Origin of the sequence: Glutamicibacter arilaitensis Re117 (assembly GCF_000197735.1) — a bacterium.
Taxonomy (GTDB): Bacteria; Actinomycetota; Actinomycetes; order Actinomycetales; family Micrococcaceae; genus Glutamicibacter; species Glutamicibacter arilaitensis.
In genome coordinates this window covers 941,848-963,731 of sequence record NC_014550.1, presented here as the reverse complement: position 1 = coordinate 963,731, position 21,884 = coordinate 941,848, and the positions used below count along the sequence as shown (strand labels likewise).

Genomic DNA, 21,884 nt, shown 5'->3' with positions numbered 1-21,884 from the left:
GCGTGGTTAGAAGGTGGTCCGGTTGGATTCGGTGCCGTCGATTCTTGCGAAGTACGGTTCCGCGTACCCAGGTTCCACAACGCATGGCAGGTCCTTCGAGGCCCGGCCCTGGCCGTTGATGGTGAAGCTCAGGTAATGGTCCTGGGAGAACTGGCCACCGGAATGATGGCAGGTTGCCAGATAGGTGTACGTGCCAGGGGTGAAGTCGTAGAGTTCCACATGGTACTTGTAGCAGTTCGGCGGGCAGGTGGAATTCGAATAGCCGTTGTACAGCGGCCCCTTGCTCAGGATCACCGAACGTGCTGGCTTCGGATCGGTCTTATCGGTCTTGGACCAGGACTTGCTCTGGCCCTCCGTATCAGTAGCCACGATCTTGATGGTTCGGCTGGTGGAGTAGCCCAGACCAGTCACCTTCTCGGATCCATCATTCTTGGTCTTTGATCCGCCGATTTTCACCGTTTGAGTCACGGTGCGCCCGTTGGATTCACCAGCGTTCTGGTTCCAGCTGAAGGCAATCCAGTCCTTGCCATGCGAAGAGGAGATCTTCGCATTATCGCGCAGCGGACCGTAGGCACTGGTCTTGTTGCTGGCAGGGCTGGCAGTACCTGCCCCGGCAGCGTTCAGCGCACGCACCCGCCAGGTGTGCGCGGTGCCGTTGGAACCGGTGTCGATTACCGCTCCGGGCCCGCCGAAGGAGTTCCATCCGCCCCCATCGGTGGAATACTGGTATCCGGTAATTTTCGAGCCATTGGCCGTTGGAGCCTCGAAATTCAGCTTCACCATGCGGTTGGCACCGGTGGCTGTGGCACTCACGCTGGAAACTGCCTTCGGACGCCCATACGGGGTCACGGCCACTGACTTGGAGCTCTGTTCCGAGCGGCCCTTGCGGTTGCTGGCTGCAATGCTGAAGGTATAGGAACCCGACGTGCTCAGGCCGGTCACCGACTGGCTGGTCTGGTTAGCCGGAATTGAACCGATGGTTTTTTCCAGAGTTCCTGATTTGAATACGCGCAGGGTGTAGCCGGTAATAGGTGCACCATTGGTGCCCGGGGCGTTCCACGCGACGTTGACTACGCCGCCATCCACCGCTGATTCCTTGCGCACTGCCGTCGGGGCCGAAGGCTTGAAGGGCTTGCCGGCCGGGGTTACCGCAGCCGAGTAGGCGCTGTAGGCCGACGGCTTGGACGCCTTATTCACCGCGCGTACGCGCACCTGGTAGTCGGTACCATTTTTCAGGCCCTTCCAGGTGTAGGAAGTGCCGGTGATGCCGGTAATCTGGGTGACGCCGTTGGCCGGAGCCGGGGAGATTTCCAGGGTGTAGCTCTGGATGGCCGAACCGCGGCTGACCGGGGCGGTCCATTTGAAGGCCGCCTGCTGGTCTCCATCGGTGCCCGTCGGGGCCGCTGGCTGTTCCGGTTCCACATCTGGCCGGGCATCAGCTGACTGCGCCGAAGCTGGCGATTCACCGATCTCGTTGGTCGCTGTCACCGTGAAGTTGTACACGGTGTCATTGGTCAGCGGCGTGATGGTGCAAGTCGTGGTGGCGCACTGCTGGGTGTGCCCGCCGCCGCTCACCGTGTAGTGGGTAATGCTGGAGCCGTTATTGGCTGGCGGATCCCATTGCAGGACCACTTTCTGGTCCCCGGTGGACTGCACGCGTGGCAAGCCCGGGGCTCGAGGTGCGCCCTTCACGTTCAGCGTTACCGTACCGATGACATTGCGTGCCACGTCTTCGGTGACATCTCCAATGGTGTATTCCACCCGCATGGTGCCCACGAAATCATCATTCGGGGTAATCGCGATCTTATCGCCGGTCTTCTTCACCTCACCGGTGTTTTCCATTGCGCGGGCGTTGATCAGGCGCAGCGGACCTTCATCGGCGTAAGGGTTGTGGTCATTGGCCAACACGTCGACAACTTCGGTCTTGCCCTGGGCGGCATCGGCGACGTTATCGGCGACGGCCACAGGCAGCTCGCGGACCGATCCGGTCACGGTGATGTTCATGGCTGCTGGAACCGGCGGGTTGACTCCGTCGCTCACGGTGACGGTCACGGTTCCGGTGGTGCCCTTCGGCGTGGAGGCTTCGGCGCTGACTTTCAGGCTGTGGCCTTCAACCAGTTCGGCTTGCACGCCTTGGATGTCCACGGAGGCGATGGCGAATTCAAGATTCTGCACGTCTTCCTCATTGGCATCATTGGCCGCCATCCGCAGGTCGAGGAACGCTGGTTCCTCGCCCTGGCCTACAGCCAAGGAATTCGCTTGCAGGGTCGGAGCGAAGTTCTCTTCCTCTGGCTGCTCTTCCTCTTCTTCTTCCTGTTCTTCTTCCTCTTCTTCCTCAGGCTGGCCTTCCTCGTTCTGGTTCTGGCGGTCCTCAGTCTCCTGGCTGCGCGGAGCCGGGGTGACATTGATTGGCAGGGTCAGCTTGGATTTCAATCCCTTGTCGTCGTCGGGGCCGGTGCCATCGGTCACTTCAAAGCTCACGGTAGCCGAGCCGTCGAAATCAATCGGCGCCTTGAAGGAAAGCTCGGTCGCGGACTTGACCAGTTCACCGTCGTTTTGCGGCATGGAGCTCACCGATTCTTCGGTGGTCAAACGCGGGCTGTGGCCTTCGCGCACCAGCACCAGATCGTTCAGATCCAGCGGCAGCTCCTGCCCGGCTTCAACCTGCAGGTTCAATCCGCTGCGCAGGATTGGCCGTGCCCCGGCCGTTCCCGGCACGTGCACGAAAGCTGTCGAGGTCAATTCGTCGGGGTCGGTCAGGGTGTAGGCAATGATCTGCGCGTCTTCAGTGGCAGTGATCGCCAGGCCATCTTCGGAGACTTGCGCGGTCTGCGGATTATCCGGCAGGGTGATTTCCAGTTCGCTGGTGCTGCCATCAGGGTCTTCATCATTGCGCAGGATGTCTACGTTGACCTGCTCATCGCCAATGATTTCTTCCAAGGAAACGCGGTCATCGCGGGCGATTGGGGCCAGCAACTGGGCCTCAGGATCAGATTTGATGCTCAGCGTGCCCGCGGCGGTGCCGCCACGGCCATCAGAGATCATGTAGCGCACCGAAATGTTGCCGTCTTCTGGCGGCGAGGTCAGCGTAACCCTGCCGTCGACAACTTCCACATCTGCACTGGATTCGGTGGAAACTTCACTCATCAGTGCAATGGGGTCGCCATCTGGGTCGGTGTCATTGTCCATCACATCTACGGCTACCGGACGGTTGGGACGCACGGTCAGGAAGTCATTAACTGCGACTGGCGAGTTATTGGACTCGGCAAGCGGTGCCACACCGATCTTGATGGTGCCGGTTGCTCGCGCGCCCAAGCGGTCTTCTACGACGTAGCTGAATTCATCGGTGCCCGAGGCATCGGCATTCGCGGTGTAGTCGATGGAAGCACCACTGATCTTCGCTGTGCCCATGCGGGGTGAATCTCCGAATTGGACCAGGGACACCGAGTCGCCGTCAGGGTCGATGGCATCGATGGGAATCAGCACGTTGGTGCTGGATCCGGCGAAGACGCGTCCGGTGACTGGTTCTGGATTCGGTGGGCTGTTCTTTTCCAGGTCGTTGGCTTCTGCCTCTGGCTGGACGTTGAAGGTGATGCTGGCACTGGTTTCCTGGCCGTCCGGTCCTGCCACGGTGTACACCGCGGAGACCTGCTTGGCCTTGCCTCCGAAGTCTCCGGCGCGGAAACGAATGGTTTCATCAGCAACCGAGATCAAGGATCCTTCACCCAGGTCATCTGCTTCTTCCAGCTCTGGACGCAGAATCAGTTCGGCACCGTTGGGGTGGATGTCGTTTTCCAGGACCTTAACGGTGGCTACGTCGTTTTCGCGCACGGTCACGGTATCCGGGTTGGCTTGCGGCGGGTCCATGCGTGGCGGTGCCGGAATCGGAATGACGCGAATGGAACCGGTTGCTTCACGGCTGCCGTTGGAGACCGTGTAGCTGATGGTGGTCGGGTCGGTCAGTCCGCGCACGTCGGTGACGCGCACAAAGGTATTGCGTTCTACCGAGGTGGTGAACGGCTTGTCGCTGGCGCTTTGCACGCCGGTGACCACCAGTACCCCACCGGCCGGGTCGGTATCGTTGCCCAGCACGTTGACCAGTACATCCTGGCCGGCAGGCAATAGCGCTACGTCGCGGACTGCGATGGGATCTTCGGCTTTTTCTTCCGTTTTCTTGATGTCAATGCGGGCTAGGCCCGGGGCGCTGGCCGGACCATTGGTGGCCATGTATTCGACGTAGTAGGTTCCCGCGCGTTCAGCGCGGGCGGTCACGGTACCGGTCTGTGCGTTGGTCTTCAATTCCAGACCGGGAACATCATCGACTCCGGCAAGACGCAGCCCGTCACCGGTGGGATCCGTGTCATTTTCCAGCGGGGAGAAGCTCACGGATTCATTGATATTGGCTACCACGTGATCAGCGGCGGTGACTGGCTTGACGGTGGTGTCGGCCAGGACCTCAACCAGGACTCGTCCTTTGGTGCCTTCTTGGCCGTCGGAAACCTGGATGGCCAATTCTTTCTGGCCCAATTTCTTTCCGTCGTCTTGGAAAGTCAAGGTGCCATCGGGCTGCACGCGGATCACATCATCGCCTTCGGAGGTCCCGCCAAGCAGACGCAGGTCATCGCCTTCGGCATCGGTCCAGTCGGTGAGCAGGTTCTGGCTTACCGATTCGCCTTGCTGGACACGAAGCACGGTGGTGCGCTGCTGCTCTGGGGCCTTGTTGGTCTTTTCGTCGACAACGTTCAGCTTGACGGAGGCGGTGTCCTGTCCCCCACGTCCGTCCTTGGTGGTGTAGACAAAGCTCGCGCCGCCCTTGGCGTCTTCGGGAACCACAATCTGGAATCCGGTGTCGTCATGGACCGGTTGCACTGTGCCTATGGAAGGTTCCGCGCCTTCCAGCTTGGCAGTGAGCAGATCTCCGTCTGGATCCACATCGTTATAGAGCACCGGCAACAAAGTGGTGCGTCCGGGACGTACCGAGTAGGTGTCGTCTTCAGCGATCGGCTTCTTGTTCTCCTCGGTGCGGTTAGGCAGCTCGATGGCGTCGGTGATTTCCTTGGTTTCTTCTTCCTTTGCTTCACCCTCGCCCGCCGGCGGTTCCAGATCGCTCCAGTTGCTCACGATCTCCATGCCTTCATTGGCCAGCCAGACCTGGCCCGAATGCACATCGTTGAGCACGACTACGTCTCGATTAACCCGGAAGGCAAGTTCTGCCCCTTCTGACATCTCTGGGATCTTGGTGCTTTGGTTATTGCCGGGGTCATCGCAGAAGCGCAGGTACTCGCCACTGGTCTGCCAGGCTGCATAGGTGCAGCTGCCTACGCGTACCGGCTGGATTGGGGTGCCAGCGGTTTCCAGCTGTTCGTAATTAATATCCTTGCCGGACAGGCTGACCGTTGCCAGCGACTGATCCAGCGCAATAGCAACTTTTTGAGTTTCCGGGCCCGGGGACTGGATCTTGGCGTTGGCCGGGTTTTCAATGCTTGCCGAATCGCCTTCGGAAGTGATCAGCTCACCACTTGAGGCATCAAAGACCACACCGATGGTGCCCACTGCCGAAAGCTGCGGCTCTTTCATGCCAACAAGTTCAGGTACTTCAATTTCCAGAGTCAGTTCTGCTGCGCCATCATCATCCAAAGCGAAGTTGGAGAGTGTTCCGGCGGCCATATCTGCGGCCCAGATGCTGTCGTCAGCGCCAACCACGGCGGCAACTTCACCCTTGGATTCGATCAGCGGTTCGGCGCCTTCACCTTTGAAGTCGGCAATTTGATCGAGGTTGCTGGCGTGCACCGTACCGTGTTCTGCGTCGGTGACAGCCACAACAGCTGCACCGAAGGAGAAGGACGAGTTCGCTGGCAAGTTGTTGTCCCCGGCGAACTGCACCATCGAGGGGTCAATCGTGGTCAGCGACGCTTGCTCGAGGTTGCGGACCAGTACGTTTTCTTCATGCTGCACCAGGTCATAGTTGGCCAGCGGAGTGGCAACGCCGCCGTCAATAGTGCGCGACTGGTAATTGACGTGACCGATTTTTCCTTCAGACTGGTTTACTACCCAAACGCCACCATCGTTCAGCTCGACGTCAGCAGTTTCGAATCCCGGGTAAATGATGGCACCGGTGACAGCAAGTGCTGCCACCACAGGAATTGCAGTCACCTTGAACCCGGTGCTTTTAAGCAGTCCAGTCCATCCGGTCGAAGCGGCTTTGGCCATCTAAAGGTCAGTCCTTGGTTTGATAGTACGAGTGCGCGTCGAGCCGATCAATTTCCCCATTTTCGGACCCAACGCCTTCCAATTCTAACGAACTGACAAAACCTGTGCCATGGAGACTTCTCCCCATGGGTAATGACTAGGCACTTCTCCGACGCAATACAGCTCCTTCGGCCTTTACCAGACCCCGCACGGCCTGTAGCCCACGGGGTATGACCCGTGGCTCGATGCGCCACACAAATTCTCCGTGCGCATCGCCTTTGCGCCCCGGGCTGGCCTCGCGAGAAGTAGTTGATAACGAACCGGTATCGAAGTCTTCAACAAATCTTTCACATCAACTACTGTTAGCTACATGACATCCTCTGCACCGCACCGCGAGCCATCGGCAATTGACCAGATTGCCGAGACCTTCTTCGCCAAATCCCTGGAACTGACCCCCGAGCTGGGCGTCAGCTTGGGCATGCCAGGTTACGAAACCACTTACAGCGACTACTCCCCCGCTGCCACCACTATGCAGATCAACTTGCTGCGTGAAACCTTGGGTTCCTTGGCCAATGCCACGCCAGTGGATGCCATTGATGAGGTTTCTCTTGACGCCATGACCGAGCGCTTGAGCCTCGAATTGGAAATCCTGTTCACCGGACGCACCGAGCTGAACAACATTGCCAGCCCGGCTCAGGATATTCGCGCAATGCTTGATCTGATGCCACAGGAGTCATCTGAAGACTTTGCCTTCATTGCCCAGCGAATGGCCAACATTCCTGCTGCCATCGAGGGCTACATCGCCTCCTTGCGCGATTCGGCTTCGAACGGATTGATTGCAGCCCGGCGCCAGGTGTCCATCGTGATCACCCAAACTACTGATTACGCCAAGGATGGCGGCTTCTTCGACCAGCTGGCAGCATCCGGGAGCACGGTGGATTCCGGACTGCAAGAGCAGTTGGAAACCGGAGCAGCGGCAGCCAAGCAGGCGTACCGCCAGCTCGCCTCGTTCCTGGAAGACGAGCTGCTCGCCCAAGCACCGCAGGAAGATGCCGTGGGCCGCGAGTACTATTCCTTGATGTCCCGTCGTTTCCTAGGCGCCGCCGTGGATTTGGAAGAGACCTACGCTTGGGGTGTTGCAGAACTCGATGCCATCATTGAAGAACAGCAGCGGGTAGCCCAGCAGATCAAGCCTGGTTCCACGATTGAGGAAGCCAAGAAGCTGCTCAATGAGGATCCAGCACGCAAGCTGTCAGGCACCGATTCGCTGCGCGAATGGATGCAGGGCAAAGCCGACCAGGCGATAAGTGAGCTGTCCAGAACGCATTTCGAGATCCCTGCGCCGATGGACCGCATCGAATGCATGATCGCGCCGACCCAGGACGGCGGGGTGTACTACACCGGCCCGTCCGAGGACTTCAGCCGTCCGGGCCGCATGTGGTGGTCCGTTCCCCCTGGCGAGGATGAGTTCACCACTTGGGCAGAGCTGACCACGGTCTACCACGAAGGCGTTCCAGGACACCACCTGCAGATCGGTACTGCGCAAATGCAAGCCGCTACGCTCAACAGCTGGCGTCGCCTGATGTGCTGGGTTTCCGGCCACGGCGAAGGCTGGGCGCTCTATTCGGAACGACTCATGCACCAGCTGGGTTATCTCGATGACCCGGGAGATTACATGGGCATGCTTGATGCCCAGCGCATTCGCGCCGCCCGCGTGGTCTTCGACATCGGAGTCCATCTGGGGCTGGAAGTTCCCGAGCAGTGGGGCACCGGTACGTGGAATGCCGAGAACGGTTACGAGTTCTTGGAAAAGAATCTGGACATGTCCAAGGGACAGTTGGATTTCGAGTTCAACCGTTATCTCGGATGGCCTGGCCAGGCTCCGTCCTACAAGATCGGCCAGCGCCTCTGGGAGCAGATCCGCGATGACCTGGCAGCAGCCAAGGGCGAGAACTTCTCGCTGAAGGACTTCCACACCGCCGCGTTGAAGCTCGGTTCGGTGGGGCTGGATACCCTCAAGCGCGCGTTAGTCAGATAGCTTTCATTCCAACAGTTTGGCGGTCCTGCAATCCTGCAGGGCCGCCAAAACGCTTTCAGGACTTGTTGCTGGATATCTGGATCAGGTTGCCGCAGGTATCGTCAAAGGTCGCAACCATGACCGGTCCTGCGTCCATGGGCTCCTGGGTGAATTGCACGCCCAGTTCCGACAGCCGCTCGTATTCGGCTTGGACATCCTCAACCGCGAATGATGCGGCAGGAATGCCGTCTGCCTTCAGTGCATCACGGTACGGGCCTACCGCCGGGTGGGCGGAAGGTTCCAACAGCAGTTCAGTACCCTGCTCCTCCTGGGAAGAAACCAAAGTCAGCCAACTGAATTCGCCCATGGGGATATCGTTCTTGACCTTGAAGCCAAGAATCTCGGTATAGAAATTCTTAGCGAGCTTCTGGTCATCCACAAAGACACTTGTCATGTAGATGCGCATGCTTTCCTCCCGTATGTTTGATAAACAGTGAATCCGCGCCTAGCGGAGTACCAGCCGGCCGTAGCCGCCGCATGGGGCGTTCTTGCCAAGTTCGTTGATCTGCACCCTCGCGGCTTCTCAGAGCCTTTGGAAGTACCAGGCACACCCCACCATGAATGCACAGATGACCACGGTGAGTGCCGCGCACTGTTTCCAGAGCTTTCCGAGCCGCCCTCTAGGGGCCTTCCACCAGGCGATCACGGCAGCACCCAGCAGGGAAACTAGCACTGGTGCAAAAAGCAGCAGTTTCCCCATACTATCCAGCGGAAGTAGCTCCGATGCACCGTACATCGCTAGGAAAAGTCCCGGAATACCAATACCAATACCAATGGACAATAGCGCAACCAGCAAGTTGAATCGACTCTGCGCATCCGCCTCGCGCGAACTGGAGATTCCCGTAGCCGATGAAATCAACGACTGTATGGCGATCGTTTCCATCTCGGCTTGCTGTTGCAGCTGCACGCATTGACGTATGGCGGCATCGTGCGAGCGGATCCAAGGCCGCATTCCAAAAGTGGCGGGCTCAAAATCATTGAGTATGGTGGGGTCCTGCAGTTTCCGATAAGAATGGTAAACCTCCCTATCGCACAGATAAACCCATAGCCCCTCTCGGCTGGCTTCCCTTGCCTGATCCGAGGCTCGTCCACACAGGACATTGATCTGAAAGCAAGGACGCAACGATGTGTGTATATGAGTCGGACGCATGGGCCTCAAGGCTGGACAGTGCGAGACCCGATTCGAACTCGTAGCGCAAGTCGCGCACGGCAGTCATCACATCGCGCGAGCTTTCACATAGGGTCTTGGCAACGCGCGGCAGCAGGTACTCGCCTCCATGCGACGCATTTTCATTGACCAGCTTCTCGAGGTCATGCTGGACGCTAGACTCCATTTCTTGCACGTCTTGCTTTTGCCCCGCCCCATGGACTTGGCGCAATACTTGGAAGTCGTTTTGCACCCCCTCGATAAACACCGGTATGTCTTCGAGCTTCCAAGAATCTTGGAGCACGATGGACAACTTAAGGGCACCGCTATTCAGCTGCAAAAGGCGGCAGTATCCGACGGCAATTCTTGTAGTGCGATCAGGATCTCTGCGGCCATCCGAATATAGCAAAGGAACGATGCGGAGGTCTTTTACCCCGTCCGGCCCCTCGCGCTTGCACAGCTCACGCAAGGGTGAGGTGGCGATGCGAGCATTTCCCGATTCGATGCTCACCGCAAACAGTGCGCTCGCTGGCACGAAAACTCCAATCTGCAATTCCGAAATTCGGCGGTTGCCGCATTTGCCCGGCTAGCAGCTCTTCCGGCTTACGCCAGACATTCGAGGACTGGCAAAGTCGCCGAATATTGCCATGTTCAAGTTTCCCCGATGTTCAGGCCGAATGGTAGCGCTTACGAGAAAGAAGTGTGCCGTTCTTGGACTCGTTGAATTCACCAGTGTGCATCTATTGAAAAACGATAGATCTTAATTGATAATCGATATATGACTTCAATGGCCATCATTACAAGCAGAATCGTTCTCGTTGCAGCTTTCCTCGGCGCATTCCTCGTGCAACTCGTTGCACTTCCTGCTTTCATCCAAGAAAGCCTGCACATCCACCCCGAAGTCCAACCACTTGCCCGACCGTACCAGTGGACTGTGAACTCAGGCATACTTTGCTTCCAGATTGCCATCATCGCCACCTGGATCCTTCTGGCCAAGTTCGCGCGCAACCACAAGCTGATGCACGACGCGCTTCCTTGGATCAGCCTCATCATCTGGATGGCCGCCCTTGGGACATTCCTTGTCCTGGCACTCGGGGTGCACCTGCTGGGAATCTACGGTGCAGGCGGGCCCGGTGTGGCATTCATGGTCTTCACCACCGTTTCGTGCGGCACCGCAGCCACCGTGCTGCTCATTGCCAAGCGCAGTCAAGTGCGCGCCCAGCTCCGCCAGTAATCGGCACCGAAACGAAAGAGCTCGCCGTCCACAGTTGCGAAAAATAGTCCAGCGGGATCCCCTCCGATGAGAATATTCCCGCATGGCGAAAGATTTCCCCCTATTGAGCCACAGTGAATTCTTCTGCATGATTTCGGCGATCCCGTGACGCCAAGCACCGTTTTACGGTGTCATCAAACACAAACGGCGAAATATAGTCATATTCAGTAACGTTGACTGAGGGCTGCCTAGAAATGGGTTTTACCGTAGAAGGCATGTCTAACTCAGCAACTTCATCGAGACTGCCTCGCTGGATGACCAGCTTCGGTCCGCAGATCATTGCGGCACTGATTGCCGGCCTCCTTTTGGGCCTGCTCGCCAAGTACACCGGCAGCACCGCCGAAGAACCGAACGGGCTGGGCGAAGCCTTATCGATCATCGGCTCCAGCTACGTCTCCCTGCTGAAGACCGCGGTCATTCCGCTGATCTTCTTCGCAGTGGTCGCTTCCATTGCGAATCTCGCCAAGGTCACCAACGCTGCGCGTCTGGCGTGGCAGACCCTGCTTTGGTTCGCCATCACCGCCCTCGTTTCGGTGATCATCGGCATGGTGCTCGGTGTAGTGTTCCGCCCCGGCGCCAATACCGGACAGGCAGCACCTGAGGACTACGCAGGCAAGACCGGCGATTGGCTCGGCTTCCTCACCGGCCTGATCCCATCGAATTTCCTGGGCCTGGGTGCCAGCACCAAACTGGTGGATGATGCCACTGCAACTACTTCCATCAGCTTCAATGTGGCTCTTCAGGATTGAGGGTGTAAACGCCGTCTAAACCCACCGGTCTCCAACAACGACCGGGCGATATAGTGCGCCAGATTCTTGAACCCCAACGCGATACCTCGCAGATGCTCCAACCTGCCATTCAAAGCCTCGGTAGGACCATTCGAACTACCAATATGATCAAAGTACGCGAGAATGTCCGTCTTCCTCCTGCGCAGGGTGCCGCCGAGCTTTTTCAGCTCCGGCAACCCTTTCGGTACCTTCGTGCCAACTTCGTTGATCAGTTGCTCCAAGGCCCACCGTCCGACCTCGGGCTTCGGTTGCCGGTAGGCATCCACCATCTTCTGATACACGCTCCAGACCAATTGAACCGGCTCATACTCCGGCTCCTTGAACAGGTCTTCAAGCTTGGTCTTCTGCTTTTCCGTAGCCAAGGATAGTCCCGTGGTCAGCGTTCGCCTGCACTTGTAAAGCGGGTCATCCTTGCGTCCTCGACGCCCATGTTGCTCACGTTGAATCCGTTGCCGGGTCTGGTCCAGCGCCTCGGAACCTAGTTTGACTACATGGAATGGATCCAACACCTCCACCGCGTGGGGTAGCTCCTCGACGGCAGCTGTTTTGAAGCCGGTGAAACCGTCCATTGCGACGACTTCAATGCCCTGTTTCCATTGTTCTTCTTGATCAGCCAGCCAGGTTTTGAATACAGCTTTGGATCTTCCAGGGACCATGTCGATCAGTCGTGCGGTACCGGTGCCGTCACGCACCGCGGTGAGGTCCACAATCACGGTGACGTATTTGTCGCCGGTTCGGGTATGCCGCCAAACATGTTCATCGACTCCCAGCACTTTGACCCCGTCGAAGCGGGTTGGATCATCAATCAGTAAGCGTTGACCTTCAGCCAGCACAGCCTCATTGGCGGTATTCCAGGTGACGCCGAGGCCTTCGGCAATTCGGGAGACTGACAAGTGGTGGCAGACCAGTCCAACCAGCGCCCAGCGTAGCCCGGTCCTGCTGATTTTCTGGCGTGGCGCTACTGCTTGGGACAGCTCTTCACGCCAGACTCGTTGGCAATTGGCGCAACGGTAGCGGCGGTGTTTGATGACTAGGACAGTGGGACGCCAGCCCAATGGTTCGTGGGCGAGGCGGCGAGTGACGGTATCGCGTGGAATGCCTGCTGCTCCGCAGGTTTGGCACCAAGGGATCGGGTTGGTGACGTGGCAGAGGATTTCGGCTTTCGCTGCGCTCAGGTGTTGCCCGATTGCGGTCAGTCCCAAGCCGTCAAGATTGGTGAAAGTGGTGAGGTCTGGTGCGGTGAAGGTAGGATTGAGCAACGTCGAGGTCTTTCGAAAATGGCTAGTGTAGTAACTTCCATTCTTCTGGAAGACCTCGACTTTTTCGTGCTCGGCGACATGCCCGGGAATCGGGGTGTTGGTTTCAGGTGGTTACACTCTTATTCCTGAAGAGCCTTCAATGTGCTGCAAATCCTGGTAGTTGCCATCGCTGTGGGCATTGCCGCGCTGAAAGTCGGCAAGGCCGCAGAACCTTTCCTGGCATTCTCGGCTTCGGCACTGGCCATCATCCAGAAGGTGCTGTGGTGGATCATCCGCATTGCGCCTATCGGCACCGTGGGCCTGATCGGCAATGCCGTCGCCACCTATGGCTGGGACACCATTGGCGCCCTGGGCAAGTTCACCGTAGCCATTTACTTCGGCTTGGCACTGGTCTTGTTCGTCTTCTATCCGATTCTGGTGCGCAGCCACGGCCTGTCCGTGAAGCAGTACTTCTCCGGTGTCTGGCCAGCGGTCCAGCTGGGCTTCGTTTCCCGTTCATCCATCGGCACCCTGCCATTGACCCAGCGGGTGACCGAACGCAATCTGGGCGTGCCTTCGGGCTACGCTTCCTTCGCGGTTCCACTGGGCGCCACCACCAAAATGGACGGCTGCGCTGCAATTTATCCAGCTGTTTCGGCCATCTTCGTCGCGCAGTTCTTCGATGTGCAGCTGAGTTTGACCGACTATTTGCTGATCGCTCTGGTCTCGGTACTGGGCTCGGCGGCTACCGCCGGCACCACCGGCGCCGTGGTCATGCTGACCCTGACCCTTTCGACCTTGGGCCTCCCACTGGCTGGCGTCGGCCTGCTGCTGGCAGTAGATCCGATCGTTGACATGGGCCGCACAGCCACCAACGTGGCTGGCCAGGCGCTGGTTCCGACCATCGTGGCCAAGCGCGAAGGCATCCTGGACATCGAGATGTACAACGCTCCTCGCAATGGCAACCCATTTGCCGAGGAAAATGTTGACCCAACGGAGGATCGTTCCCCCGCCGGTGCCGCCAAGTAGGCACTGTTGACGGAGGTCGGCGCACGAGCAACCGCTCGTGCGCCGATTTCCTTTTAAAGATGTTTTCTCTCAGGACATCGGTAACAGTTCTGCCTCAGGACATCGGTAACACTTCAACATTTAAAGTGGTGACACTTCTCCCCGGGATTTAACGCCCCGAAGGACACAGCCCGCCTACCGGCCTCTCGGCCAGCACGCGGGCTGATGAACTGGAAAGTGTGAAAAATGATCCAGTCAACTCGACAATACGCTTAGCCATCGCCCGATGGCCACAAGACGCTCCCAGAGGCGCGGTCACCGCCTTCTGCACGGAACACGAAATTAGCCGCAAGACTTTCTACCAAATCCGCAAACGAGCCCAAACCAAAGGCCAAGCAGCAGCCCTGGAACCCCGCTCCCGACGGCCGAAAAAAGCGCCTACCGCAACAAACGAAGCCGTCAAGGACCAAGCGGTCGCAATGCGCAAGGCGTTGCAAGCCTCGGGCTGGGATCACGGACCGATCAGCGTGCACGATCACATGAAGAAGCTGGGCATGCCCACGGTATCGATCTCGGCACTGGCCCGGATCTTCTCCGAACGAGGCCTGGTTACCCCAGCCCCGCAGAAGCGTCCGCGTTCCTCCTACCGGTCCTTCCGCTATCCGATGCCCAATTCCTGCTGGCAGCTGGACGCCACCGAATACGTGCTGGAAGGAGGACGCAAATGCGTGATCTTCCAGCTGATCGATGACCATTCCCGGCTGGCGGTCGCTTCATTGGCCGCCAAGACCGAGAACGGCCAAGATGCAGTGAAGGTCTTCCGCAAAGGCATCGAATCGTGCGGCGTGCCGCAAAGACTGCTCACCGATAATGGTGATGCGCTGAACCCCATCCGCCGTGGCGTGCTGAGCGAGCTGGTCGCTTACGCCAACGGTCTGGGCATCGCGACGATCACTGGCAAACCCCACAAGCCCACCACCCAGGGCAAGAACGAACGGCTTCATTCAACCTTGTTCAAATGGCTGAAAAAGCAGCCGTTCGCCACCGATCTAGCACAGTTGCAGGCGCAGCTGGATGTCTTCGACCATGCCTATAACACCCAACGCGGGCACCAGTCCCTGGAAGATCGGATGACTCCGCAAGAAGCGTGGGATGCAACGCCCGCAGCTGAGCCGCTGGAGCTTGGGCAATGGAAGGAACTGAGCACGAAACCAGGACCGAGCCAGGCTCAAGTAGCTCTTGGCGTCCAAGCCGGAAGTGAGCGCGTGGCCCGGCAGCTGGCTGCTGCACGAACCCCTCCAGAGCCGGCTAAGCTCAGCGCCACGCTGCGTTCTGAACTCATGGGCGAGAGCGGAAGCCACGTGCTGCGAGCCAATAAGAACCGCTGCCTGCGGGTTGCCGGGGTTGAAATTTATCTGGGCAAGCTACTGCGCTCCACAGTGGTAAATGTGGTTTGGGACCCGACAGACTTGATGGTGCTGAGCATGGAGGGTGAACTGGTCGCGAAATTCGATTACCCGTTCCCGCAGGGCGTGAAGTATTTGAGTTTGAAGCATGCCACGGAGAAGTTCCAAAACATGCCTGACCCGGTCTGATCTGTTACCGATGTCCTGAGACACCGAGTGTTACCGATGTCCTGGGACAGAAGTGTCACCGGTGTCTTGAGACATCACAATTTCCTTTTAAAGATCACATAGGCTCCCTTTGCACAGGGTGCAACTTTGCACGTAGTGTAAGTATGTGACTTCCCCGAGTAGCGGCACGCGCCGCGAACTGAACAAGCGAGCAACGAAGCAGGCCATCGTTGAAGCCGTTGCAGACCTGCTGCGCAACGGCGCTGGCACGGCCCTGACCGCCACCCAGATTGCCGAAGCGGCCGGCGTATCCCGCCGGACCCTCTTCAACTACTTCCCGTCAGTGGATGCGGTCTTTTCCTATCCCCTGCACCAGGTCCTGGGAAGCATGGTCGATTCCATCAGCGACCTGACCGACTCCATGCCCCTGGTCGAGGCGATCCTTGAATCGCTCAAGTCCGATGAAGTCTCGCAGCTGCTTGGGCAGGTGGCGCAGTTTGGCGCGTTCTTGCGAACGGAGGAAGCTAAATGCGGCTTCCCCGCCATGATGGGCGAATGGCAAAATGCCACCGCTGAAGTTATCGAAAAAGTCGCCCGCCGCTATCCGCAGGCCGATAGTTTTTCCATCAGAGTCTTTACCCATGCGATGCTCGGCGCAGGCCAAGCGGCGTTTGATGAGTGGATCGAGCGTCTGCCCGTCGATGAAACGCACGGTTTGGATATTTCCCCAGAGCTCATCTCCGTCTTCCATTCTTTAATTACCCGGGCCATGAAAACCCTTGACCAGGGATTCACCGCCTTGCCGCTGACAAGCACTAGCACCTTGAAGGACATCTAAGCTCATGGCTTCCCTCCTCTACCGCCTCGCGCGATGGGCACATCTGCACCGCTACCGTGTTATTTCGATGTGGCTGGCAGCGTTCATCTTCATCGGCCTATGCGCCAGCTTGTTCATGGGCCAGCTCTCCAATACCTTCACCCTTCCGGGCACCGAAACCCAGCGCACCTTGGATCGGATGAAAGAAGAGCTTCCGGATCTTTCCGGTGGGTCAGGCTCCATCGTGTTCCGCGAAAGCTCGGACCGACCGCTGAACGAAACCCAGCAGAATGCCATTGCCGAGTCCTTGGACCAGCTGGCTTTGCACTCCCAGGTTGTCGAAGCCATGAGCCCTTTCGAGCTGCAGGAACAGCTGGATAAGGCACAGCCTGAACTGGACAAGGCGCAGCAGGAGCTTGTCGATGGACAGGCCAAGATCGATGATGCTCAAAAGCAGATTGCCGACGGCAAGGAGCAGCTCAAGGACGGTCGCGAAGAACTGACCAAGGGCTGGGCAGAGTACTTCGACGGACAGAAGGAAATCCAGTCCGCAGAGCCGCAGATCGCCGCCGCCGAAAAGCAGTTGGCAGACAGCCGGGCACAGCTGGAAGCCGGCCAGCGCGAGCTGGCCTCGGGTCGTGCGCAGCTGGAAGCCGGAGAAGCGAAATACAAAGACGGCCTAGCCCAGTACAACGCCGGCAAGGCGCAGTACGAAGCTGGCCAAAAGCAGTTTGAAGCTGGCGAGCAGAAGCTCGATGCGGCCGATGCCAAGCTGGCTGAAGGCGAAAAAGAGTACCAGGCTGGCCTGGACCAGCTCTTAGGCGATTCTTCTCGTGAAGAATTCACCGCAACCTTGGCGGAAAGCAAGCAGGAAGCGACCGCGGGTGTGAAAGCGGCCGATGACGCTCTGGCAACAGCACAGGCTGGCCTTGAAGAAGCCAACACCGCCATTGAAACTCTCACTACCCAGATTGCTGGCGTGAAGCAGCAGCTTGCTGCCGCGGAAGAAGCCGGAAATCAAGAAGAGATCGCGAAGTACACCAAGGCACTGAACGACTTGCAGTCCGGTCTAGCCGAGGCCGAAGCTGGCAAGGCCGCCGCGGAAAGCGGGATCGAACAGGCAACTGCTGGCAAGCAGCAGGCAACCGCAGCTCTTAAGCAGATCGCCAAGGCCGAGGCCGGACTGAGTTCACTCGACGCCGCCCGCAAGGAACTCGACGCGGGCCAGGCCCAAGCCCAGGCGGGACGCGAAGAGCTGGAAGCCAACCGCAGCAAGCTCACTGATTCCAAAGCACAGCTGGCCGATGCCAAGGCGCAGCTGGATGCCGCGAAGACTGAAATCGCCAGCAACAAGGAGAAGCTGAACCAGGGCCAAGCCGAACTTGATGCCGGCAAGACCAAGCTGGAAGCTGGACAGCGTGAATTCGATGCCAAGAAAGCGCAGTTCCTTGCAGGCAAGGAACAGCTGGTAGAGGCAAAGAAGCAGCTGGACGCCGGCGAAAAGACCATCAAGGAAAAGACCGCAGAACTCGAGCAGGGCGAGAAAGACGTTGCACAGGGCCTGAAGGATCTGGAATCCGGCCGTGCTGAACTGGAATTCGCGTCCCGCCAGGTCGGAGCAAGCTCCGATATGCGCTTCGTTTCTGAAGACGGAAGCACCGCCGTCTCCCAGGTGACCTTCAAGGTCCAGACCGATGCCCTGACCCCTGATGACCGCGAGCAGATCAAGGCCATCGCCGCCGGTCCACAAGCTAACGGCGTGGAGGTGTTGTTCTCCAAGGAGATCATGCAGGACATGTCCCAGGTCTTCGGCGCGTCGGAAATCATTGGCGTGATTATCGCTGCCATTGTCCTGATCGCCATGCTGGGCACACTGGTCGCTGCGGGTCTTCCGCTGTTGCTGGCAATCCTGGGCGTGGGCGCCGGCGTCGGTACGACCATGGCCTTCTCATCACTGATTGACATGGCCTCGATTACCCCAGCGCTGGCCCTCATGCTGGGCCTTGCGGTGGGCATCGACTACGCGTTGTTCATCATCCACCGACACCGCTCGCAATTGCTCGGTGGCATGGAGGTTGGCGAATCCATTGCACGCGCAGTGGGCACCAGTGGAAACGCAGTGGTCTTCGCCGGACTGACCGTGATCATCGCCCTGGCGGCCCTGGCTGTTCCAGGCCTTCCGTTCCTGACCATCCTGGGCCTGTCTGCGGCATTCACCGTATTCTGCTCGGTCATCCTGAATATCACCTTGCTTCCGGCGCTGCTGTCCTTGGCCGGAAACAAATTGGTGTCCAAGCGAGCCCGCAAGAAGGCTGCTGCGCAAGCAGCGAATCCTAAGATCAAGGAATCTTTCTCCATCCGCTGGGTTCGCATGGTCACCAAGATTGCCGTGCCGGTAACCTTGCTGGTTGTCGTGGTGCTGGGCGCCATCGCCTTGCCGGCAACCCAGATGCGCACTGCCCTGCCCGATGGCAGTGCAGAACCTGCTGATTCGCAGGCCTTCCAGGCCTACGAGCAGACCAGCGATAAATTCGGCTCCGGCTACAACGGTCCGTTGCTTGTCCTTGCTGATCTGCCTGCTGGGCTCAGCGAGCGCCAGGCCGATGAAATGAGCCTGGACGTTGCCGACAAGCTGCGCGAGTACAGCGGCGTGGTAGCGGCGATTCCGGTCACCATGACCGAGGACCGCACCTTGGCCGCCATCCAGGTGATCCCTACCGACGGTCCGTCCTCGGAAGCCACCGAAGCGCTGGTGCACCAGCTGCGTGCTGACTACGCGAAGTTCTCCGAGGCTACGGGTGCCGATATCGCCGTGACCGGCCAGGTTGCCGCGCAGATTGACGTGTCGGAGAAGGTCACCGCCGCATTGGTGCCATACCTGAGCATTGTGGTTGGCTTGTCGCTGATCTTGTTGCTGCTGGTCTTCCGTTCGGTGGTCGTTCCGCTGCTGGCCACCGGTGGCTTCCTGCTCTCGCTCGCGGCTGCATTCGGTGCCAGTGTCATGGTCTACCAGTTCGGCTGGTTCTCCAGCGTCTTCGATGTCAATGTTCCAGGTCCGCTGCTGAGCTTCCTGCCGATCCTGCTGACCGGCATCCTGTTCGGCCTGGCCATGGACTACCAGGTGTTCCTGGTTTCTGCGATGCGCGAGCGCTTTGCCCACGGCGAGCCGGCCAAGGAAGCGGTCCGTTCCGGCTTCTCAATGGCCGCTCCGGTGGTTACGGCCGCTGCGCTGATCATGATCTCGGTCTTCGCAGGCTTCGTGTTCTCGCATCTGGCGATGATCCGCCCGCTGGGCTTCGCCTTGGCATTTGGCGTGCTCTTCGATGCGTTCATCATCCGCATGACCTTCATCCCTGCGGTCATGCACCTGCTGGGCGACAAGGCCTGGTACCTGCCCAAGTGGCTGGATAAGATCCTGCCGGACGTTGATGTGGAAGGATCGAAGCTGAACGAAATGCTCGAATCCGGACATGATGATTCGGATGCTGGCTTCGAGCCGAACCAGACCAAGGAGAACGCCGCCGTATGAGTGAACAGCTGAAGACCGAACCCAGCCTGCTGCTGGCTTCGGCATCATGGGGGCGCAAAAAGGTGCTCACCGATGCTGGGCTGAAGTTCGCCACCCAGGTTTCGAACGTGGATGAGGATGCAGTGCTCGCAGCAGCCGTGGCCGCAGACGGCGAGCAGAGCCCGGCGCAGACCGCGCTGCTGCTGGCCCGGGCCAAGGCGGAGGACGTCGCAACAGGCGGCCATGCGGCAGGAACCGTGGTGCTGGGCTGCGATTCAGTCTTCGAGCTGGGGGGTGTGGCCTACGGCAAGCCGCACACCGAAGAGGTCGCCCGCGAACGCTGGAAGCAGCTGAGCGGATCCACCGGAGTGCTGCATTCGGGCCATTGGCTCATTGATCCAGCTCACCCGAACCAGGCCCGCGGCCAGGTTTCCTCCACCGTGGTGCATTTCTCCACCGTGAGCGATGCCGAGATCGAGGCCTACGTCGCCAGCGGGGAGCCTTTGCCCTGTGCCGGGGCATTCACCATTGACGGGCTGGCTGCCGCCTTCATCGAGTCCATTGAAGGCAACTTCCAGAACGTGGTCGGTCTCGACGTCTTTGTCCTGCGAAGCCTGCTCGCGCAAAGCGGCATCAGCATCGTGGACCTCTGGAAATAGACTGGTTCCAGGCACGAAATGGTGCCTTCCGCTTGCATTGCGGGAGGCACCTTTTCTATGCTTGCAGCTCCTTGCTCAGGAGCATCTGCTCGTCTCCGAACCCGCGCTGGCGCATGACATGTCGCCGGCAGCGGCGGCAATAGAAGTATTCGACAAGTCCAGTGGAAGTTTGATGGCTTGATTCAACTTCCCAGCAGTGCTCGTGCGCATCGGTTGCTTCTCGGGATTCAGTGGCTTGGCTATGCTGTGTCGTGGTCATGGCTCAAGCATGATGTAATGCTCTTATGCAACTCAACCCTTACGGTGAATATGCGGTGCGGCTCGCCGCGTCGCTGGCAAACGACTGGCCTTCGAACCGCGACGGCATCGAACAGCGCACCCGGGATGTCGGCATGACCATGCCCTTTCCTCGGCTTGCCTCGGACTACGCGCAGACCCGCTGCGTGGTGGACGACTGGCTGGACATCGTCGATGCTCCTTCGGAGCCTGAACGCGCCATGCTGCTCAACCTGCAAATGGCCCGCGCCTCAGCCTATCCGCGGCTCGTGGACCACGACGGAGAGGGATGGCACCTGCACTACCGCGATGACGGCCAGAGCATGCCGCAGGTTCTGCGCTCGGTGATCTGCGTCGGCACGGCATTGCACTTGACAACCAGGGGCATGCACCGGCTGCGGCGCTGCGAGGCAGCGCCGTGCGGACATGTGGTCGTGGACGTGACACGCAACGGGCGTCAGCGTTTCTGCTCGGTGCGTTGCGCCAATCGCGCGGCCGTCAGGCGGCACCGCGAACGGCAGGCGTAGCGGCCCGGGCTGATTCCTTCCAGACCGGAACCATGCCGTGGCGGCCGACGGAGGAAGGCCGGGTCGGCTTGGCCACGCTTGGGTTGATGAATCCAGCGAGGGAAGGGGTTTGGCGCGGCACTTGGTTGGCCGGCGGGCGCCAATCTCGGGCAGGACACCATTCCATAGCGCGATCCGGGCTGCCGACCAGCTAGAACACCAGAATGTTCTCGTGGATCCTGGTCCAGCCCGCCTCTTCCAAGTCCGAGAAGTCGCTTCCGGCCCGGACCAGCATCATCCTCGTAACAGGGCCCTCACCTCGACGATGGCATCCGCGTCCCCGGCCCCGCCGCATCCGCCAGCTGCGGAGACCTCTCCCTGGGCGAATTTGAACAGGCAAGCCTTTTGCTCATCTGCCGATGCGGCGGCGTAGTAGTCGGCGTTGCCGTGCATGACCAGAAAACACACGGATTGCATGCCAAGATTCTCCAACTGGCTCCTATCCCCCGGCCACTGGTCGGTTCCAGCCGGTTCGCGGTCAAGCGCCGGGATGCCGGTTGCGCTGGAACAACCGGCCAAGGCGAGCATTCCAGCAGCCAGCAGCGCACAGAGCGCTTTGCCTCGATTTCCCACGGCAGCCTCCTTGTTTTCCATCTTGTCGATAGCCTAGTTCGCCGGATGCGCGAAGACTAGGGCAGAGGCCAGCGTTGCCAGCGCACCAGCCGAGAGCCGCCCCGTTATGTTGTTGACAGCTCCTTAACTCCGAGGAATATAGGAGCTGTCGGCCGACCAATCTCGGCATGGTGTCTTGCCCCTGCTTATCC

The 21,884-nt window shown here is 59.1% G+C and carries 14 protein-coding genes and 2 pseudogenes; 9 read left to right on the top strand and 7 right to left on the bottom strand.

The features are described from left to right. Positions 1–6: 6 nt before the first annotated feature. Positions 7–6,210 (bottom strand): Ig-like domain-containing protein, encoded by a 6,204-nt coding sequence (locus AARI_RS18470; RefSeq protein ID WP_013348216.1) that lies wholly within the window; start codon positions 6,208–6,210, stop codon positions 7–9. 349 nt (positions 6,211–6,559) lie between these two features. Between AARI_RS18470 and AARI_RS04820 the strand changes: the two genes are divergently transcribed. Continuing rightward, the gene (locus AARI_RS04820; protein WP_013348215.1) at positions 6,560–8,227 is read left to right on the top strand and encodes a DUF885 domain-containing protein; all 1,668 of its coding nucleotides are present in this window, start codon (positions 6,560–6,562) and stop codon (positions 8,225–8,227) included. 55 nt (positions 8,228–8,282) lie between these two features. Here AARI_RS04820 and AARI_RS04815 read toward each other — a convergent pair whose 3' ends face one another. The 3 genes from AARI_RS04815 to AARI_RS04805 all read right to left on the bottom strand — a co-directional run bounded on the left by AARI_RS04815 (position 8,283) and on the right by AARI_RS04805 (position 9,948). Beyond that, positions 8,283–8,672, bottom strand: coding sequence for a VOC family protein (locus AARI_RS04815; RefSeq protein ID WP_013348214.1), 390 nt, complete (start codon positions 8,670–8,672; stop codon positions 8,283–8,285). A gap of 117 nt (positions 8,673–8,789) precedes the next feature. Next, entirely contained in the window at positions 8,790–9,149 is a 360-nt protein-coding gene (locus tag AARI_RS04810) for a hypothetical protein (RefSeq protein ID WP_157867095.1), read from the bottom strand. A 142-nt stretch (positions 9,150–9,291) separates the two neighbouring features. Then, positions 9,292–9,948, bottom strand: a complete 657-nt coding sequence (locus AARI_RS04805) for a hypothetical protein (RefSeq protein ID WP_013348212.1) — start codon at positions 9,946–9,948, stop codon at positions 9,292–9,294. A 252-nt stretch (positions 9,949–10,200) separates the two neighbouring features. Here AARI_RS04805 and AARI_RS04800 point away from each other — a divergent pair, with 252 nt between their 5' ends. Both AARI_RS04800 and AARI_RS04795 read left to right on the top strand, forming a co-directional pair. After that, complete coding sequence (locus AARI_RS04800) at positions 10,201–10,647, top strand: DUF2975 domain-containing protein (protein ID WP_013348211.1); 447 nt, start codon at positions 10,201–10,203, stop codon at positions 10,645–10,647. Positions 10,648–10,901: 254 nt separating this feature from the next. Then, a pseudogene (locus AARI_RS04795) lies at positions 10,902–11,420 on the top strand (cation:dicarboxylate symporter family transporter); the annotation flags it as partial. A 5-nt stretch (positions 11,421–11,425) separates the two neighbouring features. On the opposite strand, the gene AARI_RS04790 reads toward AARI_RS04795, so the two are convergent. Further along, positions 11,426–12,733, bottom strand: a complete 1,308-nt coding sequence (locus tag AARI_RS04790; RefSeq protein ID WP_013347368.1) for an ISL3-like element ISAar19 family transposase — start codon at positions 12,731–12,733, stop codon at positions 11,426–11,428. Between the two features lie 132 nt (positions 12,734–12,865). Between AARI_RS04790 and AARI_RS04785 the strand changes: the two are divergent. From AARI_RS04785 to AARI_RS04765, 5 genes and pseudogenes are all read left to right on the top strand, one after another. Beyond that, a pseudogene (locus AARI_RS04785) lies at positions 12,866–13,741 on the top strand (dicarboxylate/amino acid:cation symporter); the annotation flags it as partial. 218 nt (positions 13,742–13,959) lie between these two features. Continuing rightward, positions 13,960–15,315: an IS481-like element ISAar28 family transposase gene (locus tag AARI_RS04780; protein WP_013348210.1), complete on the top strand. Its 1,356-nt coding sequence runs from the start codon at positions 13,960–13,962 to the stop codon at positions 15,313–15,315. A 145-nt stretch (positions 15,316–15,460) separates the two neighbouring features. Next, complete coding sequence (locus tag AARI_RS04775; RefSeq protein ID WP_013348209.1) at positions 15,461–16,132, top strand: TetR family transcriptional regulator; 672 nt, start codon at positions 15,461–15,463, stop codon at positions 16,130–16,132. Positions 16,133–16,136: 4 nt separating this feature from the next. Beyond that, positions 16,137–19,640, top strand: a complete 3,504-nt coding sequence (locus tag AARI_RS04770; RefSeq protein WP_013348208.1) for an MMPL family transporter — start codon at positions 16,137–16,139, stop codon at positions 19,638–19,640. Further along, positions 19,637–20,278: a Maf family protein gene (locus AARI_RS04765; protein ID WP_013348207.1), complete on the top strand. Its 642-nt coding sequence runs from the start codon at positions 19,637–19,639 to the stop codon at positions 20,276–20,278. The genes AARI_RS04770 and AARI_RS04765 overlap by 4 nt, the downstream gene beginning before the upstream one ends. A gap of 55 nt (positions 20,279–20,333) precedes the next feature. Here the strand turns inward: AARI_RS04765 and AARI_RS04760 are convergent, their stop codons facing one another. Continuing rightward, positions 20,334–20,537: a hypothetical protein gene (locus tag AARI_RS04760; RefSeq protein WP_013348206.1), complete on the bottom strand. Its 204-nt coding sequence runs from the start codon at positions 20,535–20,537 to the stop codon at positions 20,334–20,336. A 25-nt stretch (positions 20,538–20,562) separates the two neighbouring features. On the opposite strand from AARI_RS04760, the gene AARI_RS04755 reads away from it, so the two are divergent. Next, positions 20,563–21,081, top strand: a complete 519-nt coding sequence (locus tag AARI_RS04755) for a CGNR zinc finger domain-containing protein (RefSeq protein WP_041648511.1) — start codon at positions 20,563–20,565, stop codon at positions 21,079–21,081. 273 nt (positions 21,082–21,354) lie between these two features. Here AARI_RS04755 and AARI_RS04745 read toward each other — a convergent pair whose 3' ends face one another. Beyond that, positions 21,355–21,693, bottom strand: a complete 339-nt coding sequence (locus AARI_RS04745; RefSeq protein ID WP_157867094.1) for a hypothetical protein — start codon at positions 21,691–21,693, stop codon at positions 21,355–21,357. Between the last annotated feature and the right edge of the window lie 191 nt (positions 21,694–21,884).